Annotated in this window: 20 protein-coding genes; 10 read left to right on the top strand and 10 right to left on the bottom strand. The window is 66.5% G+C overall.

The annotated features are described in order from the left end of the window. Window positions 1–124 precede the first annotated feature (124 nt). Window positions 125–2155 (bottom strand): M3 family metallopeptidase, encoded by a 2031-nt coding sequence (locus tag AC1VXD_RS17505; RefSeq protein WP_482993104.1) that lies wholly within the window; start codon window positions 2153–2155, stop codon window positions 125–127. Between the two features lie 211 nt (window positions 2156–2366). On the opposite strand from AC1VXD_RS17505, the gene AC1VXD_RS17500 reads away from it, so the two are divergent. After that, window positions 2367–2771 carry a hypothetical protein gene (locus AC1VXD_RS17500; RefSeq protein WP_482993103.1) on the top strand — a complete coding sequence of 135 codons (405 nt, stop codon included), beginning with the start codon at window positions 2367–2369 and terminating at the stop codon, window positions 2769–2771. 159 nt (window positions 2772–2930) lie between these two features. On the opposite strand, the gene AC1VXD_RS17495 is transcribed toward AC1VXD_RS17500, so the two are convergent. Further along, window positions 2931–4043: a PLP-dependent cysteine synthase family protein gene (locus AC1VXD_RS17495; RefSeq protein ID WP_482993102.1), complete on the bottom strand. Its 1113-nt coding sequence runs from the start codon at window positions 4041–4043 to the stop codon at window positions 2931–2933. Window positions 4044–4168: 125 nt separating this feature from the next. Between AC1VXD_RS17495 and gloA the strand changes: the two genes are divergently transcribed. Both gloA and AC1VXD_RS17485 read left to right on the top strand, forming a co-directional pair. After that, complete coding sequence (gloA, locus tag AC1VXD_RS17490; protein ID WP_482993101.1) at window positions 4169–4687, top strand: lactoylglutathione lyase; 519 nt, start codon at window positions 4169–4171, stop codon at window positions 4685–4687. Between the two features lie 70 nt (window positions 4688–4757). Further along, a complete protein-coding gene (locus tag AC1VXD_RS17485) occupies window positions 4758–5186 on the top strand; it encodes a VOC family protein (protein WP_482993100.1) in 429 nt (142 codons plus the stop codon). A gap of 122 nt (window positions 5187–5308) precedes the next feature. Here AC1VXD_RS17485 and AC1VXD_RS17480 read toward each other — a convergent pair whose 3' ends face one another. The 4 genes from AC1VXD_RS17480 to yddG form a co-directional block, all read right to left on the bottom strand. Continuing rightward, entirely contained in the window at window positions 5309–5740 is a 432-nt protein-coding gene (locus AC1VXD_RS17480; RefSeq protein ID WP_482993099.1) for a CBS domain-containing protein, read from the bottom strand. A gap of 364 nt (window positions 5741–6104) precedes the next feature. Further along, window positions 6105–7064 (bottom strand): pectinesterase family protein, encoded by a 960-nt coding sequence (locus AC1VXD_RS17475; RefSeq protein ID WP_482993098.1) that lies wholly within the window; start codon window positions 7062–7064, stop codon window positions 6105–6107. 71 nt (window positions 7065–7135) lie between these two features. Beyond that, complete coding sequence (locus AC1VXD_RS17470; protein ID WP_482993097.1) at window positions 7136–9880, bottom strand: TonB-dependent receptor; 2745 nt, start codon at window positions 9878–9880, stop codon at window positions 7136–7138. Between the two features lie 190 nt (window positions 9881–10070). Beyond that, the gene (yddG, locus tag AC1VXD_RS17465; protein WP_482993096.1) at window positions 10071–11024 is read right to left on the bottom strand and encodes an aromatic amino acid DMT transporter YddG; all 954 of its coding nucleotides are present in this window, start codon (window positions 11022–11024) and stop codon (window positions 10071–10073) included. A 297-nt stretch (window positions 11025–11321) separates the two neighbouring features. Here yddG and AC1VXD_RS17460 point away from each other — a divergent pair, with 297 nt between their 5' ends. Next, window positions 11322–11795, top strand: coding sequence for a hypothetical protein (locus AC1VXD_RS17460; protein ID WP_482993095.1), 474 nt, complete (start codon window positions 11322–11324; stop codon window positions 11793–11795). A 39-nt stretch (window positions 11796–11834) separates the two neighbouring features. Here the strand turns inward: AC1VXD_RS17460 and AC1VXD_RS17455 are convergent, their stop codons facing one another. The 3 genes from AC1VXD_RS17455 to AC1VXD_RS17445 all read right to left on the bottom strand — a co-directional run bounded on the left by AC1VXD_RS17455 (window position 11835) and on the right by AC1VXD_RS17445 (window position 14765). Beyond that, window positions 11835–13784 carry a PEP/pyruvate-binding domain-containing protein gene (locus AC1VXD_RS17455; RefSeq protein WP_482993094.1) on the bottom strand — a complete coding sequence of 650 codons (1950 nt, stop codon included), beginning with the start codon at window positions 13782–13784 and terminating at the stop codon, window positions 11835–11837. A 98-nt stretch (window positions 13785–13882) separates the two neighbouring features. After that, entirely contained in the window at window positions 13883–14344 is a 462-nt protein-coding gene (locus tag AC1VXD_RS17450) for a DUF2846 domain-containing protein (RefSeq protein ID WP_204324091.1), read from the bottom strand. Window positions 14345–14396: 52 nt separating this feature from the next. Then, window positions 14397–14765: a hypothetical protein gene (locus AC1VXD_RS17445; protein WP_482993093.1), complete on the bottom strand. Its 369-nt coding sequence runs from the start codon at window positions 14763–14765 to the stop codon at window positions 14397–14399. Window positions 14766–15240: 475 nt separating this feature from the next. Between AC1VXD_RS17445 and AC1VXD_RS17440 the strand changes: the two genes are divergently transcribed. Together AC1VXD_RS17440 and AC1VXD_RS17435 are read left to right on the top strand one after the other, a co-directional pair. Then, the gene (locus tag AC1VXD_RS17440) at window positions 15241–16053 is read left to right on the top strand and encodes a lysozyme inhibitor LprI family protein (protein ID WP_482993092.1); all 813 of its coding nucleotides are present in this window, start codon (window positions 15241–15243) and stop codon (window positions 16051–16053) included. Between the two features lie 757 nt (window positions 16054–16810). Then, window positions 16811–17212 (top strand): hypothetical protein, encoded by a 402-nt coding sequence (locus AC1VXD_RS17435; RefSeq protein WP_482993091.1) that lies wholly within the window; start codon window positions 16811–16813, stop codon window positions 17210–17212. A 414-nt stretch (window positions 17213–17626) separates the two neighbouring features. On the opposite strand, the gene glmS is transcribed toward AC1VXD_RS17435, so the two are convergent. Next, entirely contained in the window at window positions 17627–19465 is a 1839-nt protein-coding gene (glmS, locus tag AC1VXD_RS17430; RefSeq protein WP_482993090.1) for a glutamine--fructose-6-phosphate transaminase (isomerizing), read from the bottom strand. A 203-nt stretch (window positions 19466–19668) separates the two neighbouring features. On the opposite strand from glmS, the gene AC1VXD_RS17425 reads away from it, so the two are divergent. The 4 genes from AC1VXD_RS17425 to AC1VXD_RS17410 are packed head-to-tail and all read left to right on the top strand — an operon-like array spanning window position 19669 to window position 24243. Further along, window positions 19669–20946: an efflux RND transporter periplasmic adaptor subunit gene (locus tag AC1VXD_RS17425; protein WP_482993089.1), complete on the top strand. Its 1278-nt coding sequence runs from the start codon at window positions 19669–19671 to the stop codon at window positions 20944–20946. Between the two features lie 24 nt (window positions 20947–20970). Continuing rightward, window positions 20971–21693 (top strand): ABC transporter ATP-binding protein, encoded by a 723-nt coding sequence (locus AC1VXD_RS17420; RefSeq protein ID WP_200753074.1) that lies wholly within the window; start codon window positions 20971–20973, stop codon window positions 21691–21693. A gap of 10 nt (window positions 21694–21703) precedes the next feature. Next, window positions 21704–23005 carry an ABC transporter permease gene (locus AC1VXD_RS17415; RefSeq protein WP_482993088.1) on the top strand — a complete coding sequence of 434 codons (1302 nt, stop codon included), beginning with the start codon at window positions 21704–21706 and terminating at the stop codon, window positions 23003–23005. A gap of 20 nt (window positions 23006–23025) precedes the next feature. Then, window positions 23026–24243 (top strand): ABC transporter permease, encoded by a 1218-nt coding sequence (locus AC1VXD_RS17410; RefSeq protein ID WP_482993087.1) that lies wholly within the window; start codon window positions 23026–23028, stop codon window positions 24241–24243. The last annotated feature ends 220 nt before the right edge of the window (window positions 24244–24463 follow it).

Genomic DNA, 24463 nt, shown 5'->3' with positions numbered 1-24463 from the left:
AGACTCCCCGAACCACGGGTGGGCGGGGGCGCCGTGACAGGCCCGGAGTCTGGTTCTCCCGGGCGGCGCTGCGGGCTCGCCGGTACGGGCCCGGCGCTACCGGTATGCACCACGTTTTTTGCGGTTACGCCATGCCCGAATGGCGCAGCAACGCGTCGATCTGCGGCGCGCGGCCGCGGAACGCCTTGAAGTTCTCCGCCGCCGGACGGCTGCCGCCGCGCGAGAGGATCTCATCGCGGAAGCGCGCACCGGTTTCAGCCAGCGCCTGCGGGGCTTCCTCGAACGCCGCATAGGCATCGGCGCTGAGCACCTCGCCCCACTTGTAGCTGTAGTAACCGGCCGCGTAGCCGCCGGCGAAGATGTGGCTGAACTGGTGCGGGAAGCGATTCCAGGCCGGCGGATGGTTCACCGCCACTTCGCTGCGCACGCGGTCCAGCAGCGCCAGCACGCTGTCCTGCGCCGGTTCGAACTGGCTGTGGATCAGCATGTCGAACAGGCCGAATTCCAGCTGGCGCACGGTGGCCATCCCGCTGTGGAAATTGCGCGCCGCCAGCATGCGCTCGTACAGCGCGCGCGGCAGCGGCTCGCCCGTGTCCACGTGCGCGGTCATGCCCTGCAGGTGGTCCCATTCCCAGCAGAAGTTCTCCATGAACTGGCTGGGCAGCTCCACCGCATCCCACTCCACGCCGTTGATGCCGGCCACGCCGAGTTCGCCGATGCGGGTCAGCAGCTGGTGCAGGCCGTGGCCCATTTCATGGAACAGCGTGGTCACTTCGTTGTGGCTGAAGGTGGCCGGCTTGCCGTTGGCGCCGCGGCCGAAGTTGCACACCAGGTAGACCAGCGGCGTCTGCACACTGCCATCGGCACGCTCGCGGCGGTTGCGGCAATCATCCATCCACGCGCCACCGCGCTTGCCTTCGCGCGCGTACAGGTCGAGGTAGAACTGGCCCACCAGCGCGCCCTGCGCATCGACCAGGCGGAAGAAGCGCACGTCCTCGTGCCACACCGGCGCGCTGTCTTCCTGCACATGCAGGCCATACAGCTGCTCGATCACCGAGAACAGGCCGCCGAGCACCTTCGGCTCGGTGAAGTACTGCTTCACTTCCTGCTCGGAATAGCTGTAGCGCGCCTGCTTCAGGCGGTCGGCGGCGAACGCCAGGTCCCAGGCCTGCAGGCTGTCGATGCCCAGTTGTTCACGAGCGAAGTGTTCCAGCTCGGCGCGGTCCTTGCCGGCGAACGGCTTGGCACGCGCCGCGAGGTCACGCAGGAAGGCCAGCACTTCGGCCGGGTCCTGCGCCATCTTGGTGGCCACCGAATAATCGGCGTAGGAGGCAAAGCCCAGCAGCGCGGCCAGTTCGGCGCGCAGGGCGAGGATGCGGTCGATGTTGCCGCCGTTGTCCAGCGCTTCATCGCCGAATTCGGATGCACGCTGCGCGCTGGCGCGGTACAGGATCTCGCGCAGGTCGCGGTCTTCACCCCAGGTCTGCACCGGCAGGTAGCACGGCATCTGCAGGGTCAGTTTCCAGCCGGGCTTGCCGTCCTTTTCAGCGGCGGCGCGGGCGGCGGCCTTGACGTCGTCCGGCACGCCGGCCAGGCGCGCTTCGTCTTCCACGATCAGCGACCAGGCATCAGTGGCGTCGAGCACGTTCTGCGAGAACTTCGCCGACAGTGCCGACAGCTCTTCCTTGATCGCGGCGAAACGCTGCTGGGCGTCGGCGTCGAGTTCGGCACCGCCCAGGCGGAAATCACGCAGCGTGTTGTCCAGCACCTTGCGGCGGGCCTCGTCGAAGCTGGCCGCTTCCGGGCTGGCGGCCAGCGCCTGGTACTGGCGGTACAGCGCCAGGTTCTGGCCCAGCGCGCTGGCGAAGCGGGTCACCCGCGGCAGGTTGCTGTTGTAGGCCTCGCGCAGCTCGGGGGTGTTGACCACGCCCTGCAGGTGGCCGACCAGGCCCCAGGCGCGCCACAGGCGTTCGGTGGCATCGTCCAGCGGCGTCACGAAGGTCTCCCAGCGCACCGGCTGCACCTGCTCGGCCGTTTTGACGGCTGCTTCGGCGTCGGCCAGCAGCACATCCAGCGCCGGCGCCACGTGCTCGGGGCGGATCGCCTCGAAGGGCGGCAGGCCGGAAGCATCGAGCAGGGGGTTGGCAACGGTCACGGCAGATCTCCAGGAAACGGGCCCGGCAGGCGGGCATCCCTGTCCATATGGCGCTGGCCGCACCGCCAGACAAGGGGTATCCCCAGTAGATCCACGCCATGGGTGGATGGAGCTTTCCACGGAATCCCGGCATTCACGTCGGCCTTACGGGTCCGCGCCGAAGCTGGCACTGCGGGGGAGACCGCAGCGGTACGTCACGAGGAAGCCCCACATGGAAGGTCTGGCTCCAAGCACCACCGCGTCATCGGCCTGTTCACTGGCGCTGACCGCCACCACGGACGAGCTGTCCTGGATCGCCGCGCTGTGCGATGCGGGCGACGATGCACCGCGCCACCTGGCCCAGCTGAAGGCTCTGCAACGCCAGGGAGGCCGGCTCAGCGAGACGCAGGAGTGGTACCCGTTCGAAGTGATCGAACGCGGTGCCAGCCGACTGCAGCCGGGCCACGAGCGTGAGTTCGTGATCTGCGTGCTGCTGTGGCTGACGGCGCTGGCCCAGGGCCGCGCCAGCGTGCTGGACCCGCACCTGCACCTGGATGACCGCGCGATGGACATCGAGGCGCTGCCCGATGCCCTGCGTGACATCCTGCTCGATGCGTTCATGGATGCGGGGTATTGAGCGCGGCGGGCGCGCGGAGAGCGAATGATGATCGGTAGAGTTGACCGTTGGTCGACTATTCGCGTGCAACGCGGGATTTTCGCGATCTGAACGGAGAGCAGTCGACTGACAGTCGACTCTACCGGTCGGCTCTCCACAGATGACGCGCATCCGCCTGCCTTACAACGCTTCCAGGCTGCACCACGGCAATGCGGGCAGGCCCTGCCCGGCCACGGCCGCGGCCAGCTGCACGTCGGCGCCGTCCACGTCGATGCCCTGGCGGCCGTACCACGCCGGGTCGTAGTAACTGTGCGCATAGCGCTCGCCGGCATCGCACAGGATGCTGACGATGCTGCCCTGGTGCCCAGCCTCGCGCATCCACTGCGCGGCCTGCAGCACGCCGATGAAGTTGGTGCCGGTGGACCCGCCGACGCGACGCCCGATCTGGCGGCTGACGTGGCGCATCGCCGCCAGGCTGAGTGCGTCGGGCACCTTCACCATCGCATCGACGCTGGTCGGGATGAAGCTCGATTCCACCCGCGGCCGGCCGATGCCTTCCACCCGCGAACCGCCGCTGCAGGTCAGCCCGCGCCAGTCCAGCTCGCCTGCCACGGCCGCCCGGTAACCCTCGAAGAACACCGAGACTTCCGGGTCCGCGCAGAGAATGCGGGTGTCATGCCGGCGGTAGCTGACATAGCGGCCGAGGGTGGCCGCGGTGCCGCCGGTGCCGGGGCTGCACACGATCCACTCGGGGATCGGGCTGGGCTCCTCGGCCATCTGCTTGAAGATGGATTCGGCGATGTTGTTGTTGGCGCGCCAGTCGGTGGCCCGTTCGGCGTAGGTGAACTGGTCCATGAAATGGCCGCCGGTCTCGCGGGCCAGCCGTTCCGAATCGCAGTTGAGGTCGCAGGCGCGCTCGACCAGGTGGCAGCGGCCGCCGTGGAATTCGATCGCGGCGATCTTTTCCGGCGAGGTCGTGGCCGGCATCACCGCGATGAACGGCAGGCCGAGCAGGCGCGCGAAGTAGGCTTCGGACACCGCGGTCGAGCCGCTGGACGCCTCGATCACCGGCCGCCCCTCGCGCAGCCAGCCATTGGCCAGCGCATACAGGAACAGCGAGCGCGCCAGGCGGTGCTTGAGGCTGCCGGTGGGATGGCTCGATTCATCCTTGAGGTACACGTCGATGCCCTCGAACCCGGGCAGTGCCAGCGGGATCAGGTGGGTATCGGCGGAACGGTTGAAATCGGCTTCGATCTTGCGGATGGCGGCGGCCACCCATTCACGCTGCGACATGGCGGGCAATCGTTGTCAGGACGGAACGGTGCGATCCGTCCATTGTACGTCGCAGTGCCGTCAGGTGGCGGCCGGTAGAATGACCCCATCCGGCCATCACGGCCCTGTCTGAAGGACCTTCCCCCATGACCCTTCCCGCCCTGCGCGATATTCCCGGCGTGGCTGCCCAGGCCCCGGCCGAAACCCACGGCTTCGTGTTCAACCACACCATGCTGCGGGTCAAGGACATCACCGCCTCGCTGGACTTCTACACCCGCGTGCTCGGTTACCAGCTGATCGACAAGCGTGATTTCGCCGAAGCCCAGTTCAGCCTGTACTTCCTCGCCTACGTGCCGGCCGGCGTGGCCGTGCCGGAAGACGATGCCACCCGCCGCGTGTGGATGGCCGGCCTGCCGGGCGTGCTGGAACTGACCCACAACCACGGCACCGAGATCCAGGATGGCCCGGTCTACCACGACGGCAACAGCGACCCGCGCGGCTTCGGCCACATCTGCGTGTCGGTGCCGGAACTGGAATCGGCCTGCCAGCGCTTCGAAGACCTCGGCGTGCCGTTCCAGAAGCGCCTGACCGATGGCCGCATGAAGAACATTGCTTTCATCAAGGACCCGGACGGTTACTGGGTCGAGATCATCGCCAACGCCTGACCGGCCGCACCAGGCGCTCGCCGGGCATGGCCCGGCGCTACCAGAGCGGTCCCCTTCTGAGGAGGTACGCATGGAAACGATGGAACTGCATCGCGGGCGCCTGATCGACCACGTGCAGCTGGTGGTGCGTGACCTGGCCGCCAGCCGCCGCTTCTACCAGGCTGTGTTCGATGCCATAGCCATCCCCATCGCCGGCGAAGGCCCGGATTATTTCTGGGCCGACGAACTGTTCATTTCCACCGCCAGCAGCGAAGCCGCCGCCGGCCAGCTGACCGGACGCCATCACCTGGCATTCCAGGCGCGTGATGCGGCCACGGTTGATGCCTTCCACGCTGCTGCACTGGCGGCGGGTGGCACCGACAACGGCGCGCCGGGCGAGCGGCCCTACCACCCGGGCTACTACGGCGCCTTCGTGCTCGACCCGGATGGTAACAACATCGAAGCGGTCTACCACGGCCCGGCGACCTACAGCGCCGACTCGGTGACGGTCAGCTTCTGACTGCTGCGCTGCGCGCTCGCCAGGCATGGCCCGGCGCTACCAACGAATGAGTCGGGCGTGACCCGGCGCCATCAACGAAGAAGCCGGGCAATGCCCGGCTTCGTCCGTCCTGCACGGTCGCCTCAGTGGGCGGCCATGTAGATGTCCTGCAGCACAGCCTTTTCCAGCTCCAGCTCGCCCAGCAGGTTCTTCACGATATCGCCCAGGCTGAGGATGCCGACCAGCGTGTTGCCATCGGTGACCATCAGGTGGCGGCGACGCGAGTACGTCATCAGCGACATGGCCTGCTTCAGGGTGGCCTCCGGCGCGATACCTTCCAGGCCGGTGGTCGGCACGGTGGAGATCACCCGGCGGCCGGCCTGCGGGCCGTCGTCGGCCAGGCTGCGCACGATGTCCTTCTCGGAAATGATGCCGACCGGCACACCGTCCTTGAGCACCACCAGGGCAGCGATTTTATTCGCGCTCATCTTGTGGGCGGCGGCACCGATGGTGTCTTCCGAATCGATGGTGATGACAGCTTCTTTCTTGGATTGCAGGAGTTCGCGGACGTTCATTCTTGTTTCCTGGTGCAGGTCACTGAAGTCAAAAAGTGTGCTCTTCCGAATCGCCCCCTCCCCGGGAACAGACCTTTCAGCGCACGTCTGGCGCACGGTGCCGGCACGGGACTGCCTGGGCTGGCACGGTGCTGCAACGCGAACGAGGCCGGTGAAGGAAAACCCGCAGGGGCCTCGGACGATTCGATTCTACGACTGCCCCGCGCGGCCACTACCGGCACCGATGGGACGCTTCGTCGTGGAACCTGTCGACGATTCCGAGAATCGCACCTGCGGCAAAACCGGCGCTGAATACAGCCTTTTCAAGCCGCTCAAGTTCGCACCCGCGCGGCCGACGCACGCGCAACCGCCCGACCGTGCAAAGTCAGGGGAACGGTCGCCAGCTGCCGAGCACCGCCTCGGTGGTGTACAGCGCGGCCTCGTCACCGGACAGGTGATGGGACCACGCCACGCGTTCTTCCGGTGAGGCACCGGCACCGACGCTGCCGAACTCGCCATAGTAAGTGGTACGTTCGGCATCGGGCTTGTCCCAGTTGTGCCAGCCGGCCTGCACGATGTGCGGGCCCAGGTTGGACTGCAGGAATACCGTGCGCGCGAACGGCCGCCACGGCCGGCCCAGATAGGCGGTGCCCACGCCTTCGCCGCGCAACAGCGCGCGACGGAACACGTAACCGAAGCGCTGCCCTTCCGGCGTGGATGCCGCGGTGACCCAGCCCAGCGTGCCCTTGGACACGACGGTGCAGTCATCGAACAGCGCGATGGCCGCACCGAAGATGAAGTCCACCGTGCCTTCGATGTAGCAGTCCTTGAAGTGCAGCACGCTGCCTTCGTGCGTGTACAGCGTGTCCTGGTTGCCAAGCAGGCGCACGTTGCGGAAGCCGCCGCGCGGCGGTGCGGCATACAGCGCCAGTGCCTGTCCGACGTTGCCGGCGGTATTCTCGATGGTCAGGTCTTCGGCGATGAACTCATCGCCATACACGTACACCGTGGCCGAGCCACTGGTGCGCATCGCCTTGCCGGTGGCCGGGTCGACCAGGTCGGCGTAGTTGTTCCAGCTGAGGATGGACGCGCCAGCGCCGGCGCCGCGCAAGGTCACCCGGGTCTTTTCCTTCGGCACCTTCACCACGCCGCGGTACAGCCCTTCGCGCAGCACGATGACCTGGCGCGTGCGGTTGCCATCGGGCACCGCATCGATAGCCGCCTGCACGCTGCGGTAGTCACCGCTGCCATCGGCGGCCACCACCCAGTCGCGCGCGGCGGCGGGCAGTGCAGCCAGCACCAGCAGGCCGGCCAGGGGGAGGGAGAATCGGCGTAGCTGCGGCATGCGGCGTCCTGCGGGCAAGAGGGACGAAGTGCGGCCGGCGTTGCGAGCCGGCCGCGATCCAGGGGCAACGATCAGAACTTGTAGCGCAGGCCGAGCAGGAATTCGCGGCCGGTCTGGGTATAGGTCAGCGGCAGTTTCCACGCCGAGGTACCCACCCACTCGTTGCTGGTTTCATTGGTCAGGTTGATGCCTTCCAGGCTGATTTCCAGATGGTCGTCGATCTTCCAGCTGATCGAGGCGTCCACCGTGTCCACCGCATCCATGCCGTGGAAGCTGAAGCCGGCCACGCTGGCCGGCACCTGGGTGTAGTAGCCATCACGATGGGTGTAGGACACGCGCGCGCCCAGCTGCTCGCCTTCGTAGAACAGCGTGCTGTTGTACGAGTTCTTCGACAGCCCGGTCAGGTCGGTCTTCAGCGAGGCCGCACCGGTGGAGGTCAGGTACTGGATCTGCGAATCGACCCAGGTATAGTTCAGCTGCAGGCCCAGGTTGCTCCAGCGCCCCGGCAGGAAGCTGAAGGGCTGCACGTAATTGAACTCGGCACCCTTGAGGTCGCCACCGGGCGTGTTCAACGGACGGGTGAAGGTGAAATCCTCGTTCGGCGACACGCCGGTGCCGTCGAGCAGGCTGGCCGGCAGGCCACTGGCAGTGAACGGCATGACCGTGCTGGTGCCCTGCACGAAGCTTTCGATGTCCTTGTGGAACAGCGCCAGGCCGAGCAGGCCACCTTCCTGGAAGTACCACTCCACGCCCAGGTCCAGCGTGCGTGCACGGATCGGGTCCAGGTTCGGGTTGCCGCCGTTGACGAAGCGGTGGCCGCTGGACAGGCTCAGCGTCGTGCCCGGGGTCAGCGAGGACAGGCCCGGGCGCGCCATCACCTTGGCTGCACCGAAGCGCAACATCAGGTCCGGCGCCAGCTCGGCCACCAGGTTCAACGACGGCAGCGTATCGGTGTAGTCACGCGATACATGGGTCAGCACCATCGCGCCATCCACCGTGGAATAACCGGTGGAGGACTGGGTGGTCTTGACCCGGCGCACGCCCACATTGCCCGACACCGGCACGCTGCCAACATCGAAGCCGAACTCGCCCATCAGCCACGCGCCGCGGTCACGTTCTTCCACGCTGCGGCGGGTCGCGTTGCGTTCGTACAGCTGGTAGATGCCCTGCCCGCTGTAGATGCCCAGCAGCTGCGACAACGCGGCCAGGTCGGGTACGGCCCAGGCATCGGGCGAACCGGCCACGCCGCCCAGGCGGGCGATGTCCACCAATGCCGCCGGCACGGTGTAGCTGCCATCGGCGAAGGCCGGCACCACGGTTTCGCTCTGCCGGCGATACTCGCTGGTGTCGAACGTGTAGTCCTTGGCGAGCAGGCCGCCCCGCAGGGTGAACGCCGGGCCGAAGTTCCAGGTGAAATCCAGCGCGCCGTTGTCGAAGCTGTTGCTGGCGTACTGCGGGCGCAGGCGCACTTCGGCCAGGGTCCAGCCATTGGCGTCGGTGGGGTCGATGCCGTAGTTGAAGACCGGGTGGGTGACGCTGTTGCGGAAGTCATAGCTGTAGCCGGACACATTGGCCTTGTCCATGATCAGCGTGGTCTGCACCGGATTGGCGTGCTCGGACTTGGAGTGGCCGACCAGCAGATTTACCTTGAATGCATCGCTGAAGCGGTGCTCGCCGCTCAACGACACCTGCTTGAACTCGGTGCTCCACTCATCGCGGCGCTGTTCCGAACGCACGCCGGCCCCATCGAACACGGCGTAGGTCAGCGCGTTGGAGGTGGGATCGATGTAGCCGTCGCGCAGCACCATGTTGTTCTTCTGCGCGGTGTAGGCGAACGAGATCGCCTCGATGTACTTTTCGCTGCGCACGGTATCGATCTTCGAGTACAGCGCGTCCAGCGCGAACTCGGTGTTGTCGCTCGGCTTCCACTGCAGCGCCGCGGTCACGCCCAGGCGCTTCTGGTCGTGTTCCAGCAGCGTGTAGCGCGGGAAATACGGGTGCCACACGCCATCGGCCAGGCCGGCGGTGAACGGCGAGCTGGGGCTGAAGCCACCGTTGCTGCTGGCGCTGTACCAGCGGCCGGTGTTGCTGCCCTCCTCGCGCACCTTGCGTTCGGAATAGGCCACCGACAGCAGGCCACCGAAGCGCCCGTCGGCCCAGGTATCGGCGATCAGCGCAGCCGCACGCGGGCTGGCCTTCTCGGAAAGATCATTGAAGCTGCCCTGCCCGCTGGCCGCGAAGGTGAAGCCGTCGTAGTCGAACGGACGGGCGGTGCGCAGGTCCACGGTGGCGCCCAGCGAGCCCTCTTCCACGTCGGCCGAGGCGGTCTTGCGCACGATCAGCTGCGAGAACAGGTCCGAGGCGAACACGTTGAAGTCGAAGCCACGGCTGCGGTTGGTGCCGCCGGACTGGTCGGAACCACCGACGGTGGTCAGCGCCTCAAGGCCGTTGATGCGCACGCGGGTGAAGTCCGGGCCGAGGCCACGCACGGAAATGTTGCGGCCTTCGCCGGCATCGCGGGTGATGGTCACGCCGGGGATGCGCTGCAGCGATTCGGCCAGGTTGAGATCGGGGAAATTGGCGATGTCCTCGGCGACGATCGCATCGACCATGCCCTTTTCCGAGCGCTTGATGTCCAGCGCCTTTTCCACGCTGGCGCGGTAGCCGGTCACCGTCACCGCATCCAGTTCGGTGGGGTTGGCCGCAGTGGCCTCCTGGGCGGCAGCCGGGGCGGCCAGGGCCAGCAACACCGCACTGGCCAGCGCGCTGGCGGCAAAGGTAACCGGTGTCTTTTTGCGATTCAGCCTGTGCGTCATGAAAATCCCTTGCAATCACTGCTACTGGCGGTCGAGGGTGTCTATCAAGAGATGACACCGGGGGACACGAAACGTAGCAGCGTCATTGAACTGACACATCATGCGGTGCAGCAAGACAGCGGCAGGCACCCGCAAATGACTGCCCGCAAAGGGAAGTCGAGCCCCGCCCGGCAAGCCGCCAGGCGGAGGCTCAGGCCGTGTGTGCGGCCGGCGGCGGCACCGGGGCCGGCAACGGCCGCGCGCGGGTCGACCACCAGCACAGCAGCGAGCCTGCAGTCACGCAGGCCACGCCCTGCACGAAGCCCATGCCCGGGTGCAGCGACAGCCACACGCTGCTCCACAGCACCGACAGCACCGGGGCGAAGTAGGAGAAGATCGCCATCGAGGTGACGTTGCCGTGCTGCAGCCCATGGTTCCAGCACGAATAGGCGGTGGCGGTGAGCAGGCCGAACACGGCCACCTGGGCCAGCCCGCCCCAGTGCAGGTGCAGCGGCGGCGCATCGCCCAGCGCGTACTTCAGCCACAGCACCGCGGCGGTGGCGATCATGAACAACGGCACCGCGTTGCGCGAACCGCCGATGCGCTTGGTCACCAGCGAGTAGGTGGCCCACATGCAGGAGGCGCCCAGCGCCAAGGCATAGGCCAGCGGGTTGCTGCGCAGGTTGGCCAGCAGCATTGCCGGCGACCACGCGCCTTCGCCGGTGATGACCAGCACCACGCCCAGCAGGCACAGCACGGTGGCCGGCAGCAGCAGCCAGTTGCCGCGCTGCATGCGGGTGAGCACGGTCAGCAGCACCGTCAGGCACGGCCACAGGTAGTTGATCATCACCAGTTCCAGCGCCTGCCCACGGTGGTGGGCCAGGCCGATGGACAGCGACAGCGAGATCTCGGTGCCGATGAACAACGCACCGCCGATCAGCAGGTAGCGTCGCGGCAGCTGCGAGGGTCGCGCCACGCCCAGGATGAGCGCCGAGAACACGGCGGCGGCAGTGAAAATCAGTGCGGCGCCACCAACGGCACCGAAGATCTCGCTGATCGTGCGCAGCATGCCCAGGGTCGGGCTCCACAGCAGCACGGCGCTGGCGCCGATGAGGGTCGGAAGATGGGGTAACGCGGAGGCGCGCAGGGCGCGGAAGCCGTACATGGGGGCGACGACAACAAAAGGTGATCGGTTGAAAGGCACGCGCAGCGATGCCCCGGCCCCGACAGCGGGACAGGCAGGTCATGCGGACGCGTGGGTCCTGGGGAGTACGCTGGTCCGTAGCGTCGTCCCCGGAATGCCCCGGCACTGTGCGTTGCAGGGGGGTACGGCGGGAGGCGGGTTACAGCAGCCGACTGGCCGAAGCGGATTGTACGCTTTCGATGCTGCGCCGCAATATCGCCCTGTTCATCCACACGCCTTTGCGTAAAATTCCCGCCCCCACGCAAAGGAATGACTGCCATGACGTTGACCCCCACCCGTATGTTCGCCCCGATTCTCGCCGCCCTGCTGGCCGCACCCACGGCGCATGCCGCAACGACCATCGACGCAGCGCAGTGGCAGAAGCTGGCACCCACGCTGCAGGCTGCACTGGAATGCCGCGCGGACCCGGATGCCGCAGCCAAGGCCCTGGCAGGCCTGTCGGTCAACCTGGATGGCACCGACGAACCGATCAAGCCGCCGGTGCCGTTCACCGTGTTCGGGCTGCAGGTCCGCTCGTTCTCGGTCTACATCGATCCCGACGGTGATCTGGGGGCCAGCTACACCAGCAAGCTCTCGGCCAATGCCGCGGCGGTGCGCAACGCCTCCAAGCTGGGCAGGAAGCCCGAGCGCGATACCAGCATGGGGGTGCTGTCGATCGCCCAGGATGGATCGGCACAGCTGACCTGCCTGGTCCATGGCGCCTACGACGAGCGCGACTACCAGGAACCGTAAGCGACCCGTGGAGGGTGCGGCAGCCCTGTCCCGGCAGGGCTAGCGCGCGCTACCTTCCACATACGGGCGCGACTGCAGGATCAGTACCTCATCGCCGACCACGGCCCATTCGATGTCCTGGTCGGCACCGCCCAGTGCCTGCCGGGTACGGCTACCGATGCGCGCCAACCGTGCGATCAGTGCATCGGTCAGCACCTGCCGCGAACCGGTGATCGGCACCTCGCGCACACCGCCACCCGCACGCGCCACCAGTTGGGTGTCTTCGGCCGAACGGCTCAGCACCTGGACTGCCTTCGACCAGGACGAGTACATCACCTGCTCGGCCTGACGCTTGCCTTCCACCACGCGGATGCCCAGCCCACGCTTGGCCGAGATGTAGGTGACGTGGCGGCGTGCGGCATCGAAGGGATCGCGGGTGATCATCACCCCGGAGCTGTCCGATGGCGCGGCCACCTGCACCAGCACGGCCATCGCCACCGCATCCTGTGGCAGTCCCGCCGCCGTGCGCGCTTCGTAGGCCTCGAAGTTGTAGACCGACGCCCAGACCGTCTGCACCGCTTTGGCGACCGCCTCCATGCGGGTCACGTTGGGCACCGTGGTGTACAGCCCAGCCCCGCTGAAACCCGGCAGATCCTCGGCGTTGGACGAGCTGCGCACGAACACCGGCGCGCCCTTCAACTGGTCGCGCCACTGGCGTTCCAGCGTACGCACGAAGGCGGCATCGGCGGGCGCGTTCTCGATCTGCGCGCGTAGCGACGCCAGTGCATCACGGCGCACCGCCGGATCGCTGTTGAACCCCGGCCGCTGCTGCAGTTCGCGCAGACGTTGCGGCACCTGCAGCCGCTGCTGCATGGCCTGGTACTGCGAGAACGGAATGCAGAAGCCATCGGGCACCCGTGCTGCCGGTGGCAGCACCGCCCGCAGCGTGCCGAGGTTGGCCGCCTTCACCCCGCAGTACGTGCTGTCACGCGCACGCAGCGCCTGCAGCGGCTTCAGCGCCACCACGGCGAGGTCCGGGCGCGGCAGGCTGCGCTGCACAGGGCGTGCGGCAGTGGCAGAGGGCGTGCGTGCCGGCCGCGCCAGCGGGGTCACCCGGTAGTCGCTGCCAGTCACCTCCAGCGCCACCCAGCGCCCGTCGTACTGGCGCAGCGCGTCCTGCGCATCGCGCACGTAGACGTTGGGAATGCCCCAGCCCTTGGCCAGCAGGTTGACGTGCGACAGCAGGGTCGACGGCCGCTGCGTCACCAGCCCGGCGACTGGCGCCAGCGCGATCGGCACCTCATCCACCACCGGGATATCGCGCGGCGACAGCGTGGCCAGCTGCGCCTCCGTGCGGACGATGCGCAGGCGCCCCTCCGCCTGCCCGGTGTTCAGCGGCAGGAAGCGCTGCTCACGCAGCAGGGCCTCCTGGCTGACGTAGGCCAGCTTCATCTCGCCCGCCAGCTGCTCATGCGCGGTGGAATTGGTCTTGAAGCGGATGGGATCGGCGAACGAGGCGCGCAGCACTGCATCGGCCTCGCGCAACAGCGGCGCGGTCAGCTGGTCGCCTTCCCAGAATTCATAGGTGTATCCCGGCAGATCCCGCTGCCAGGCCACCGTGCCGAACAGGAAGCGTCGCTGCGGGTCACGGTACTGCGCGTTCAACGTGGCCTTGTCCATCGAGCGCAGCAGCCGCTGCTGGCGCACGAACTGCTCGTGCAGACCGTGGCGGCGCGTGTTGACGTAGTAGATGCGCCCGTTCTCGCGCCGGTCGATGACGAAGATCAGATGCGGCATTTCCAGCGCCGTGCCGGCGTTGTAGACGCGGGCCATCTGCATGAACTGTGCGCGGCTGTCGATGCGCGGAAGATAGTCCGGCCCTTCGGCCGGTTGCTGTGCCGCGTCAGGGCGATGCTCATACGCCGAGGGCTTGCGTGCGGTCTGTGCCAGCGCGGGTGTGGCGCAGGCCAGCAGCAACAGCAGGGTCGCGCGGTGCCAGAGGGTGTTCATACGGAATCGATCCTTGATGCCGCTACGGAGACAGCAGGGTACGCGGTCCGGTGGCGATGGCCCATCCGCCATCGCCACCTCGAAATGGCTCGCCTACCTCACTTCGAACAACGCCCGCGCTGGGCCAGGCTCAGCTGCGCCACCTCGCGGCGGCCCTCGGCCTCAGGCATCACCGTCAGCTTGGCACCACCGACGAACACGCCCATCTTGATCGACTGCTGGATGAAGTAGTTGCGCCCCGCTTCGGTGTACAGCTTGACGTCGTTGGGCGAGAACTCCGATTCGGTGGAGATCACGTGCTCCTGGTTGCCCGGCACCAGGGTGTAGAAGAACACCTTGTTGGCCGTCTCACCCAGGCACTCGCCATCGATGCGCAGATCCTTCTTCAGCGCCTGGCCGACGAAGGAGTTGCGGTACACGTACACGCCCGCCTTGCCCTCCTCCGGAACCGGGAAGCTCTTGGCCACGTCTACCTGGCCCTTGTCCGACATCGGAACACTCGCACACCCGGACAGCAGGCTGATCGCCGCCGCCATTGCAACCACGTGCCACTTGCTCATCTACAGCCCCCTGTTATGCGTGCCATGCACGCGGAATGAAACCTGGTCAGCCTCACCACTGCAGGTGGTAGGCGTCGATGTACTCCGATTCGGCCACGCCCTGATTCACGAAGCGCTGCAGGTCCGCGCCCAGCGCGCTGCACGCGTACTCAAGCGCGGGCTCGACGCTTGAAAAGGTCGCGCTCGGCAGATCCTCCGGATCCTCCGACACGTCCGGGAAGCTGTACAGATCCAGATAGTCCGGCGTCCCCACGTCGGCCACCTCATACAGCCGCACAGTCCAGCGGCCATCCCGGTCCCGGTCGATGCCCAGAAAGCGGATCACCTCGACATCGCCCTCCCGTCGCCCAGACAGCAACTGCTCGACACTGCGGCCATTGCGCAGGTTGGCAAGCAGATCGAAATGCGAGAGGTGGCGCATGCATCCTCCGTGATGCGGGCAGCGGCGTGCGCAGATGGTGCCATGTTGGAATGAAAAAAGGTGGCGGTCGTCGCCTTTTCTTGCTCAGTCTGACAGGGCATGACCCGCCTCACCAAGGTTTCCGAAGCGACTGCGCCTCGATACTGAGTCACTCAGGCGAGCGAGAAGATGACTGCGCATTCTGTCGCTTTCAACACCCCCACGACGCCTTCTCCCTTTTTCCATCCAACGCCAGCAGCATCTGCCCCGTCAGCTCCCGAGCTTCACTACAAGCTACGGCACAGCACCTCGGCCGGTGTTGGCGCCCTCCTCGCAATCTGCGCGCGCAATTCCCCTTGCCAAAGGACCGAAGTTCAAACGAGCGTTGATTCGACGAGAGCCCCGGCAGCACAGGCGATCTCGGCCTCCGCACAGTCCTTCGATGCATGTGCCAATGCGCCGAAAACTCCAAATTATGAAGATCAGCACCTAGACCATGAATACCCGTCAACTACTGCTTCTGACCGCCATCGCAAGCTCAACGCTCACTTCCGGATGCACAGGAAAAGATGGCAATCCCAAAGAACTGAGGTGCAATCGCGAAGATGTCCTGACAGCCGCAATCGAGAGCATTCGTCGCACCGCCAGCGGATACACGTACAGCGACTACATATATCCACCATCCAAACTCGACAACAAGCCTCTCGCTGCATACTCCGACCAGCTTGGCTCCACTCCAATCACGCTGGAACAGGTCGAGACCGTTGCCGCGAGTGATTCCAGAGATGGGACCAGGCAGAGAACTCTGCGTTGCCGGGCATTGCTCAAGATTGAAATCCCCGCCCAGGTTTCGGACGTTATGAAGAGAAATCAATATCAAAAGATGCGCGTTCTCGACAACGGAAAGGGACGTTTTGGCGACAGCTCAGTTTATTTTGAGGAATTCTCGTTCAATGCCCGCGAAATTGACGGAGGATCCATCAAGGTCCATCAGTCCGATTTCAATGGCCCATGGTCGCTGCACATCATCACGACACTCGCCGTCAACGGCCGCCACCTGATACTGCAGGATGCACTGAAGCGCTATCACGCCAGAGATGGGGAGCTGAACAAGCTTTGGCGGATACTTCCCAAAGACCTGCAGGCAACTGGACTTGCTACACAACGCGACTGGATAACGTCAAAGACAGATCAATGCGGAACGATCAACCTCGAATCAGATGATACAGAAGACACGCTGGACCGCGTTGATGTCATTGATTGCCACATCAAGATGACGGAGACGCGGATCTTCGAGATCCGCAGATGATCCCTTCCACGTCGGCCAACACGTTGGGTACAGCGAACTGAAGGACCCCAGCTCCCCTGAGCAACGTGCCCACAAGCGCAGGTAGAACCGAGCAGCGAAGACAAGCGAAGGCTACAGCGCCTTTGCCCTGCCACGCTCGGCCATTCCTTGTTCCACTGGCATGCCCTTGGCCCGGCTGAGCAGTTTCTGTCCGCATCAATGCGAGGAGCGGGTTACACGCACGCCTCTTGATCTTATGAAGTTGCTGACCTGGTCGAGAGCAGGAAGGGCTCGCCGCCGTGGACACCCGCGCACTGTGGTGGCACGGGCGGCGGTCACGCGTGTCTGTCGGCGCCCTCCTCCGTGATGCGTGCAGCAGCGTGCGCAGATGGTGCCATGTCGGCAGGGAGCGTCGCAATCGGCTCGCCACACCCTCTGCCTGCAACAAATCGCCTGGTTACAACACTTTCGAACTTTCCAACTTTTCTCATTGGCGGCCAAGGCCATCCATGCGAAACATGGACCGCCACCGAAAACGGGTGGCACGGGCTTGCAATCCCGTTTGAACTACCTAGCAGTTACGCTTGTCTGTCGGCGCCATCCTCTATGGGTGGCGTCGGCAGGCATTCTGCCCGCGCACCTATGGCGGGCGGTGCGTGGGGGCCTCGTGCCCGCCGGCTTTTCGCCAGGTTGTTCACCGGTATTGCAACCACGCACCGTCCGCCACCCTCGCCGTTAAGCGGGGTGGTTCCTTTGCCGCATGCATGAGGAAGCCGCCATGAGCACCACGCGATACCCGTATCTGTTCGCCACCCTGGGTGAGGCCGCCAACGCGCTGCCCGATGAGCTCGCCCAGCCGCTGGAAACCACCCTTGCCGCCCAGCAGACCGATGATGGCATCACCCTGCTGGGTAGCCTGCGGCGCATCCGCCAGGTGGAAGCCGCCGATGGCCAGCCTCTGCAGCGCAACGGGCGCAGCGCGGGGCAGTGCATGGCGCTGGCGCGCATCAACCGGGCAAACGCCGGACTGACCGTGCTGCTGGAACTGCTGCATGCCAGCGAGCGCGTCCGCGTGGATGGCGACGAAGCGCAGCAGGTCGGCAACGACGTGCGCGAAGGCCTGCTACTGGCCTGCCGCGGGTTGTCCGAATATGTGGACGTGCAGGTGCATGCGGCCTGAGGGCATTCCGCCGGGCATGGCCCGGCGCTACCCCCGGTCCGTCATGGGCGCCACAACGGATGCGTATCCCATCCGGTGTCGGCGCCGAAGCCTTGCACACGCGCCAGGCGGCTCACAGAAAGAGGCGGCTTTACGTATCGGGTCACTCTGACAAACCCAACAGCGGGCATAAAAAAACCCGCCAATTTGAGCGTGTCGCGACGGTGCGCGTCAGAGGCGTGGCGGGTGTGTTGGCTTCAGGCTAGTGCCTTCAGTCAGACCGATCAAGTGCCGCGATGTGCCGGGCCGGGCAGGCGCGAGGAGAAGGGAGCGTCGCCAGCGCACCGCTCCCGCCGGGCATGGCCCGGCGCTACCGATGTTTACGGTGTCCTGGTAGCGCCGGGCCGTCCCCGGCGACCATTGGCCCGAACGGCCTTACTCCACCGTAACGCTCTTGGCCAGGTTGCGCGGCTTGTCCACGTCGGTGCCGCGCGCCAGCGCGGTGTGGTACGCCAGCAACTGCACCGGAATGGTGTGCACGATCGGGCTGAGCACGCCGGCGTGGCGCGGGGTGCGGATGACATGCACGCCTTCGGACTCGTTGAAGTTGCTGTCCTGGTCGGCAAACACGAACAGCTCGCCACCGCGGGCGCGCACTTCCTGCATGTTCGACTTCACTTTTTCCAGCAGGCTGTCGTTGGGCGCGATCACCACCACCGGCATGTCCTCGTCCACCAGCGCCAGCGGCCCGTGCTTGAGCTCACCGGCCGGGTAGGCCTCGGCGTGGATGTAGGAGATTTCCTTGAGCTTGAGCGCGCCTTCCAGCGCGATCGGGTAATGCAGGCCACGGCCCAGGAACAGCGCGCTGCTCTTGCGGGCGAAGCGCTCGGCCCACGCCGCGATCTGCGGCTCCATGTTCAGCGCGTGCTGCACGCTGCCCGGCAGGAAGCGCAGCTGCTCCAGGTAATCCGCTTCCTGCGCGGCATCGACGCGGCCGTGCAGCTTGCCCAGCACCACGGTCAGCTGGAACAGCGCGGCAAGCTGGGTGGTGAAGGCCTTGGTCGACGCCACGCCGATCTCGGCACCAGCGCGGGTGTAGCAGACCAGTTCGCTGGCACGCGGAATCGCGCTCTCCGGCACGTTGCAGATCGACAGCGTGTGCGTGTGGCCCAGCGACTTGGCGTACTTCAGCGCTTCCATCGTATCCAGCGTTTCGCCGGACTGGGAGATGGTCACGATCAGGTGCCTGGGGTTGGCATACGCGGCGCGGTAGCGGTACTCGCTGGCGATTTCCACGCTGCACGGCAGGCCGGCGATGGATTCGATCCAGTAGCGCGCGGTCAGGCCCGAGTAGTAGCTGGTACCACAGGCCAGGATCTGCACGCCTTCGATGCCGGCCAGCACGGCCTCGGCATTCTTGCCGAACAGCTCGGCCGGGAAGCCACCGGCATCGATCGCCGCCTCAATGGTGTCACCCAGCGCACGCGGCTGCTCGTGGATTTCCTTCTGCATGAAGTGGCGGTACGGGCCCAGCTCCAGCGAGGCCAGCGACACGTCGGACAGGTGCACGTCGCGCTCGACCGGCTGGTCGTGCTCGTCGAACACCTGCACGCCATCGCGGCGGATGTCGGCGGTGTCGCCTTCTTCCAGGAAGATCACCTTGCGGGTGGCCGAGATCACCGCCGAGACGTCGGAGGCGACGAAGTTCTCGCCTTCGCCCAGGCCGACCAGCAGCGGGCAGCCCATGCGCGCGCAGACGAAATGGTCCGGCTCGGCACGGCTGACCACGGCCAGCGCATAGGCGCCGGTCAGTTCCTTCACCGTGCGCTGCAGCGCGCCCAGCAGGCTGTCGCCGCCCTTCAGGTGGTGGTGCATGAGGTGGGCGATCACTTCGGTATCGGTCTGCGACTCGAAGGTGTAGCCCAGCGCGCGCAGCTTCTCGCGCTGCTCTTCGTGGTTCTCGATGATGCCGTTGTGCACCAGCGCCACGCCGGCACTGATGTGCGGGTGGGCATTGGCCTCGGTCACCCCGCCATGGGTGGCCCAGCGGGTATGGCCGATGCCCAGCTGGGAATTGAAACCTTCCGCCTCGGCGGCAGTGGCCATTTCCGAGACACGACCGGTACGGCGCACGCGGCGCACGTCAGCACGCTCGGCATGGTCGATCACCGCGATGCCGGACGAATCGTAGCCGCGATACTCCAGCCGCTTCAGTCCTTCGATCAGCACCGGCACCACATCGCGATCAGCGATCGCTCCTACGATTCCACACATGTCGCGCATTTCCTTGAAGACGGTCGCCGCATTCTAGCGTGGGTGTCCACTCCGTCCCTCCTGTCCGCTTAATGAAAGTGTCCGCAGCGGTGTCCGCGGACACCCGGACACCCGCAACCCAAACGCAAGTAACTGAAAACAAATGGAATAAAGTTGGCACGGAGCATGCTTTAACCCTGTCACCACCGCCAGGCATGCACCCGATGATCCGCGACACCTCTGCCCAGGACCAGATCGTTTCCGCCCCCTCCGCCAGCGCCCCCCGTGCGGCCTGGCAGCGCTACCGCTGGCCGGCCCTGGGTGCAGTCGCCCTGCTGGCCGCCCTCGGCTGGGCGGTGCATGCCTGGTCCAATGCCAGCCGCTCCTTCGACAGCAGCCGGGTGCGCATCGCCGAAGTGCAGCGCGGTGACCTGGTGCGCGACATCGCCGCCGACGGCCGCGTCATCGCCGCGAACAGCCCGACCCTGTACGCCATTTCCGCGGGTACGGTGGACCTGAAGGTGGTGGCCGGCGACGTGGTCAAGAAGGGCCAGGAGCTGGCGATCATCGACAGCCCGGAACTGCGCAGCAAGCTGGCCCAGGAACAGGCCACCCTGGCCGGCCTGGAAGCGGAGGCCAGCCGCGCCGCGCTGGACGCCACCCTCGCCCGCGCCAAGTCGCGCAAGGAAACCGACCAGGCCAGCATCGAACGGCAGGCCGCCGACCGTGACCTGCAGCGCTACCAGCGCGGCTACGACGGCGGCGCGGTGCCGCAGATCGACCTCGCCAAGGCCCAGGACAGCCTGAAGAAGGCCGACATCACCCTGGCCAACGCCACCACCGATGCGCGACTGCAGAGCCAGGGCGCCGACCTCGACGCGCGCAACAAGCGCCTGCTGGCCGACCGCCAGAAGGCGGTGGTGGCCGAAGTGCAGCGCCAGGTGGATGCGCTGACCCTGCGCGCCCCGTTCGACGGCCAGGTCGGCCAGGTGCAGGCCACCCAGGCCACCAACCTGGCGGCCAACGCGCCGGTGCTGGGCGTGGTCGACCTGTCCAAGTTCGAGGTGGAGATCAAGGTGCCGGAGAGCTTCGCCCGTGACCTGGCCATCGGCATGCCTGCGCAGCTGACCGGCGGCAACGGCAAGCCGTTCCCCGGTGAGATCAGCGCGGTCTCGCCGGAAGTGGTCAACGGCGAGGTCAACGCCCGCGTGCGCTTTGCCGCCGCGCAGCCGGAAGGCCTGCGCCAGAGCCAGCGCATGTCGGTGCGCGTGCTGCTCGATACGCGCAGGAACGTGATGAAGGTCGAGCGTGGCCCGTTCGTCGAACAGGGCAACGGCGTGGCCTACGTGATGGACGGCCGCACCGCGGTGCGCCGACCGGTGGAGCTGGGCGTCAGCAGCCTGGGCGAAGTGGAAATCAAGTCGGGTGTGCAGCCGGGCGACCGCATCGTGGTCTCCGGCAGCGACCTGTTCAAGGACGCCGAACGCGTCTCCGTCAACTGACACATCCTGGAGAGAGGACACCCCATGTACATGCTTGAAATGCGTTCGGTCGCCAAGGTTTTCCGTACCGAACAGGTGGAAACCCACGCACTGCGCTCGCTGGAACTGCAGGTCAAGGAAGGTGAGTTCGTCGCCGTCACCGGCCCGTCCGGTTCCGGCAAGACCACCTTCCTCAACATCGCCGGCCTGCTGGAAACCTTCACCAGCGGCACCTACATGCTCGACGGCCAGGACGTCAGCACGCTGGGCGACGATGCCCGCAGCCGCATGCGCAACCAGAAGATCGGCTTCATCTTCCAAGGCTTCAACCTGATCCCCGACCTGAACCTGTTCGACAACGTCGACGTACCGCTGCGCTACCGCAAGATGGGCGCCGGCGAACGCCGCGAGCGCATCGAGAAAGCGCTGAGCCAGGTCGGCCTGGGTTCGCGCATGAAGCACTATCCCAATGAACTCTCCGGCGGCCAGCAACAGCGCGCCGCCATCGCCCGCGCCCTGGCCGGCAGCCCGCGCCTGCTGCTGGCCGACGAACCGACCGGCAACCTGGACACACAGATGGCGCGTGGCGTGATGGAACTGCTGGAAGAGATCAACGCCGCCGGCACCACCATCGTCATGGTCACCCATGACCCGGAACTGGCCGCACGTGCGCAGCGCAACGTGCACATCGTCGATGGCCAGGTGACCGACCTGGTGCGTGAGCCGGTGCTGGCCACCCCGCGCCGCATCGTCGCCGTCAACGAGTGAGGGCCCGACCATGTTCGCCTACTACGCCCGACTGGCGGCGCGCAGCTTCCGCCGCAACAAGGTCCTGACCGCACTGATGGTGGTTGCCATCGCGCTGGGCATCGGTGCCTCGATGACCACGCTGACCGTCTTCCATGTGCTTTCCGGCGATCCGATCCCGGACAAGAGCGATCGCCTGTTCTACGTGCAGCTTGACCCGGCGGGTCGCGGCGGCTACGTGCCTGGCGAAGAGCCCAACAGCCAGATGACCCGCTTCGATGGCGAGGCCCTGCTGCGCGAAGCCAAGGCAGAGCGGCAGGCGCTGATGAGCGGCGGCGGCGGCACCATCGAGCCGGATGGCAGCACCCTGCAGCCGTTTTCGATCGATACGCGCTGGACTTCGGCTGATTTCTTCCCCATGTTCAACGTGCCCATGCAGTACGGCCGTGCGTGGACGCGCCAGGACGACGATGGCCGTGCGCGCGTGGTGGTCATCTCCAAAGCGCTCAACGACAAGCTGTACCAGGGCGGCAACAGCGTGGGCAAGGACATCCGCATGGATGGCCAGAGCTTCCGCATCGTCGGCGTGATGAAGGAATGGAATCCCGAACCGCAGTTCTTCGACCTCACCACCGGCAGCTACGGCAAGGATGAAGACCTGCTGATGCCGATGTCGACCTCGATGGACCTGAAGCTGGGCAGCAGCGGCAACATGAACTGCTTCGGCGAGAACCCCGACCGCGACAGCTATTCGGTGAACGCGCCCTGCACCTGGCTGCAGTACTGGGCCGAGATGGACCCGGGCAAGGCCGACGACTACCGCCGCTACCTTGAGAACTACTCCAGCCAGCAGCGTGAGGCCGGCCGTTTCGAGCGCCCGCCGAACGTGCGCCTGCGCAACGTGATGGAGTGGCTGGACTTCAACGGTGCGGTGCCCAGCGATGTGCGCCTGCAGCTGTGGCTGGCGCTGGGCTTCCTCGGCGTGTGCCTGGTCAACACCGTGGGCCTGCTGCTCGCCAAGTTCCTGCGCCGCAGCGGTGAGATCGGCGTGCGTCGCGCGCTCGGTGCCAGCCGCGGCCAGATCTTCCTGCAGTGCTTGGTGGAAGCCGGTGCGGTGGGTGTGGTCGGCGGCGTGCTCGGCATCGGCGTGGCCCTGCTCGGCCTGTTCGCCGTGCGCCAGCAGCCGGTGGACTACGCCAAGCTGGCCCACCTGGACGGCAGCATGCTGCTGCTGGCCATCGGCCTGACCCTGTTTGCCAGCCTTGCGGCCGGTTTCCTGCCCGCCTGGCGCGCGATGCAGGTCACTCCCGCCATCCAGCTCAAATCGCAGTAAGTACCGGAACGAGGACTCCCATGGACATCCGCCCCATCCTCAGCACCCTGCGCCGGCACAAGACCGCTGCCGCATTGATCGTGCTGGAAGTCGCCCTGACCTGCGCCATCGTCTGCAATGCGCTGTTCCTGGTCAGCCAGCGCGTGGAAAAGATCAGCATGCCCAGCGGCCTTGCCGAGAACGAACTGGTGATGGTCCGCGTCAGCGGCATCGGCAAGCAGACCAACGGCATGGCCCGTACCCGCGAGGACCTCGCGTCGCTGCGCGCCATCCCCGGCGTCACCGGCGCCACCATCATCAACCAGGTGCCCTTCCGCAGCGGCTCGTCCAGCAGCAGCATCCAGCGCCAGCAGGACCAGGAGCGGCCGACCACCGAGGCATCGATGTACACGATGTCCGAGGATGGCATCCGCACGATGGGCATCAACGTGATCGCCGGCCGCGACTTCCTGCCCGACGAGTACATGGACTACGCCGTCGTCAGCAAGGCCGGTTCCACGGACAAGGCACTGCCGGTGATCTTCAGCCAGGCCACCGCCGCAAAGATGGAACCGGACGGCAGCGCGCTGGGCAAGACCTACTACATGGGCAAGCAGCCGCTGCATGTGGTCGGCATCGTCGACACCCTGACCACGCCCACCGGTTGGGACGACAACTGGAACGAGTCGATGCTGATGCCGCTGCGCCGCGGCTTCGACGAAGGCGGCACCTACATGCTGCGCACCGCACCCGAGCGTCGCGATGAAGTGCTCAAGGCCGCCGTCGCCGCGCTGGAGCGCAACGATGCCAATCGCCTGATGCGCGACAAGAAGACCTACGAGGACCAGCGCAACGACTACTTCAAGAACGACCGCGCCATGGTCGGCCTGCTGGTGACGGTGTCCATCGCCCTGCTGGTGGTGACCGCACTTGGCATCATCGGCCTGGCCAGCTTCTGGGTGCAGCAGCGCAGCAAGCAGATCGGCATCCGCCGTGCGCTGGGCGCGACACGCGGGCAGATCCTGCGCTACTTCCAGACCGAGAACTTCCTGCTGGCCACCCTGGGCATCGTGCTGGGCATGCTTGCCGCGTACGCGATCAACCTGGCGCTGATGAACATGTACGAGCTGCCGCGCATGCCGCTGCTGTACCTGCCGCTGGGCGCGGTGCTGCTGTGGGTGCTGGGCCAGGTGGCAGTGTTCGGCCCGGCCCGCCGCGCCGCCGCGGTGCCGCCGGCCGTTGCCACCCGGGGGGCGTGAGATGTGCCCCGGCCCCTGCGGGGCCACGGGTTTGGCTATATTGGCGAGGTGACGGTAGCGGGGGGGGGGGGGGGCGGGGGGGGGGGGGGGGGGGGGGGGGGCGGGGCGGGGGGGGGGCGGGGGGGGGGGGGGGGGGGGGGGGGGGGGGGGGGGGGGGGGGGGGGGGGGGGGGGGGGGGGGGGGGGGGGGGGGGGGGGGGGCGGGGGGGGGGGGGGGCGGG

This window comes from Stenotrophomonas sp. STEN054 (assembly GCF_056854535.1).
This window is presented reverse-complemented; position numbering and strand designations above follow the sequence as displayed.

Excerpts from the sequence above, each read along its gene's own strand:
- AC1VXD_RS17500 (WP_482993103.1), top strand. The coding sequence starts at position 2,367 with ATGGAAGGTCTGGCTCCAAGCACCACCGCGTCATCGGCCTGTTCACTG.
- AC1VXD_RS17495 (WP_482993102.1), bottom strand. The coding sequence starts at position 4,043 with ATGTCGCAGCGTGAATGGGTGGCCGCCGCCATCCGCAAGATCGAAGCC.
- gloA (WP_482993101.1), top strand. The coding sequence starts at position 4,169 with ATGACCCTTCCCGCCCTGCGCGATATTCCCGGCGTGGCTGCCCAGGCC.
- AC1VXD_RS17485 (WP_482993100.1), top strand. The coding sequence starts at position 4,758 with ATGGAAACGATGGAACTGCATCGCGGGCGCCTGATCGACCACGTGCAG.
- AC1VXD_RS17480 (WP_482993099.1), bottom strand. The coding sequence starts at position 5,740 with ATGAACGTCCGCGAACTCCTGCAATCCAAGAAAGAAGCTGTCATCACC.
- AC1VXD_RS17475 (WP_482993098.1), bottom strand. The coding sequence starts at position 7,064 with ATGCCGCAGCTACGCCGATTCTCCCTCCCCCTGGCCGGCCTGCTGGTG.
- AC1VXD_RS17470 (WP_482993097.1), bottom strand. The coding sequence starts at position 9,880 with ATGACGCACAGGCTGAATCGCAAAAAGACACCGGTTACCTTTGCCGCC.
- yddG (WP_482993096.1), bottom strand. The coding sequence starts at position 11,024 with ATGTACGGCTTCCGCGCCCTGCGCGCCTCCGCGTTACCCCATCTTCCG.
- AC1VXD_RS17460 (WP_482993095.1), top strand. The coding sequence starts at position 11,322 with ATGACGTTGACCCCCACCCGTATGTTCGCCCCGATTCTCGCCGCCCTG.
- AC1VXD_RS17455 (WP_482993094.1), bottom strand. The coding sequence starts at position 13,784 with ATGAACACCCTCTGGCACCGCGCGACCCTGCTGTTGCTGCTGGCCTGC.
- AC1VXD_RS17450 (WP_204324091.1), bottom strand. The coding sequence starts at position 14,344 with ATGAGCAAGTGGCACGTGGTTGCAATGGCGGCGGCGATCAGCCTGCTG.
- AC1VXD_RS17445 (WP_482993093.1), bottom strand. The coding sequence starts at position 14,765 with ATGCGCCACCTCTCGCATTTCGATCTGCTTGCCAACCTGCGCAATGGC.
- AC1VXD_RS17440 (WP_482993092.1), top strand. The coding sequence starts at position 15,241 with ATGAATACCCGTCAACTACTGCTTCTGACCGCCATCGCAAGCTCAACG.
- AC1VXD_RS17435 (WP_482993091.1), top strand. The coding sequence starts at position 16,811 with ATGAGCACCACGCGATACCCGTATCTGTTCGCCACCCTGGGTGAGGCC.
- glmS (WP_482993090.1), bottom strand. The coding sequence starts at position 19,465 with ATGTGTGGAATCGTAGGAGCGATCGCTGATCGCGATGTGGTGCCGGTG.
- AC1VXD_RS17425 (WP_482993089.1), top strand. The coding sequence starts at position 19,669 with ATGATCCGCGACACCTCTGCCCAGGACCAGATCGTTTCCGCCCCCTCC.
- AC1VXD_RS17420 (WP_200753074.1), top strand. The coding sequence starts at position 20,971 with ATGTACATGCTTGAAATGCGTTCGGTCGCCAAGGTTTTCCGTACCGAA.
- AC1VXD_RS17415 (WP_482993088.1), top strand. The coding sequence starts at position 21,704 with ATGTTCGCCTACTACGCCCGACTGGCGGCGCGCAGCTTCCGCCGCAAC.
- AC1VXD_RS17410 (WP_482993087.1), top strand. The coding sequence starts at position 23,026 with ATGGACATCCGCCCCATCCTCAGCACCCTGCGCCGGCACAAGACCGCT.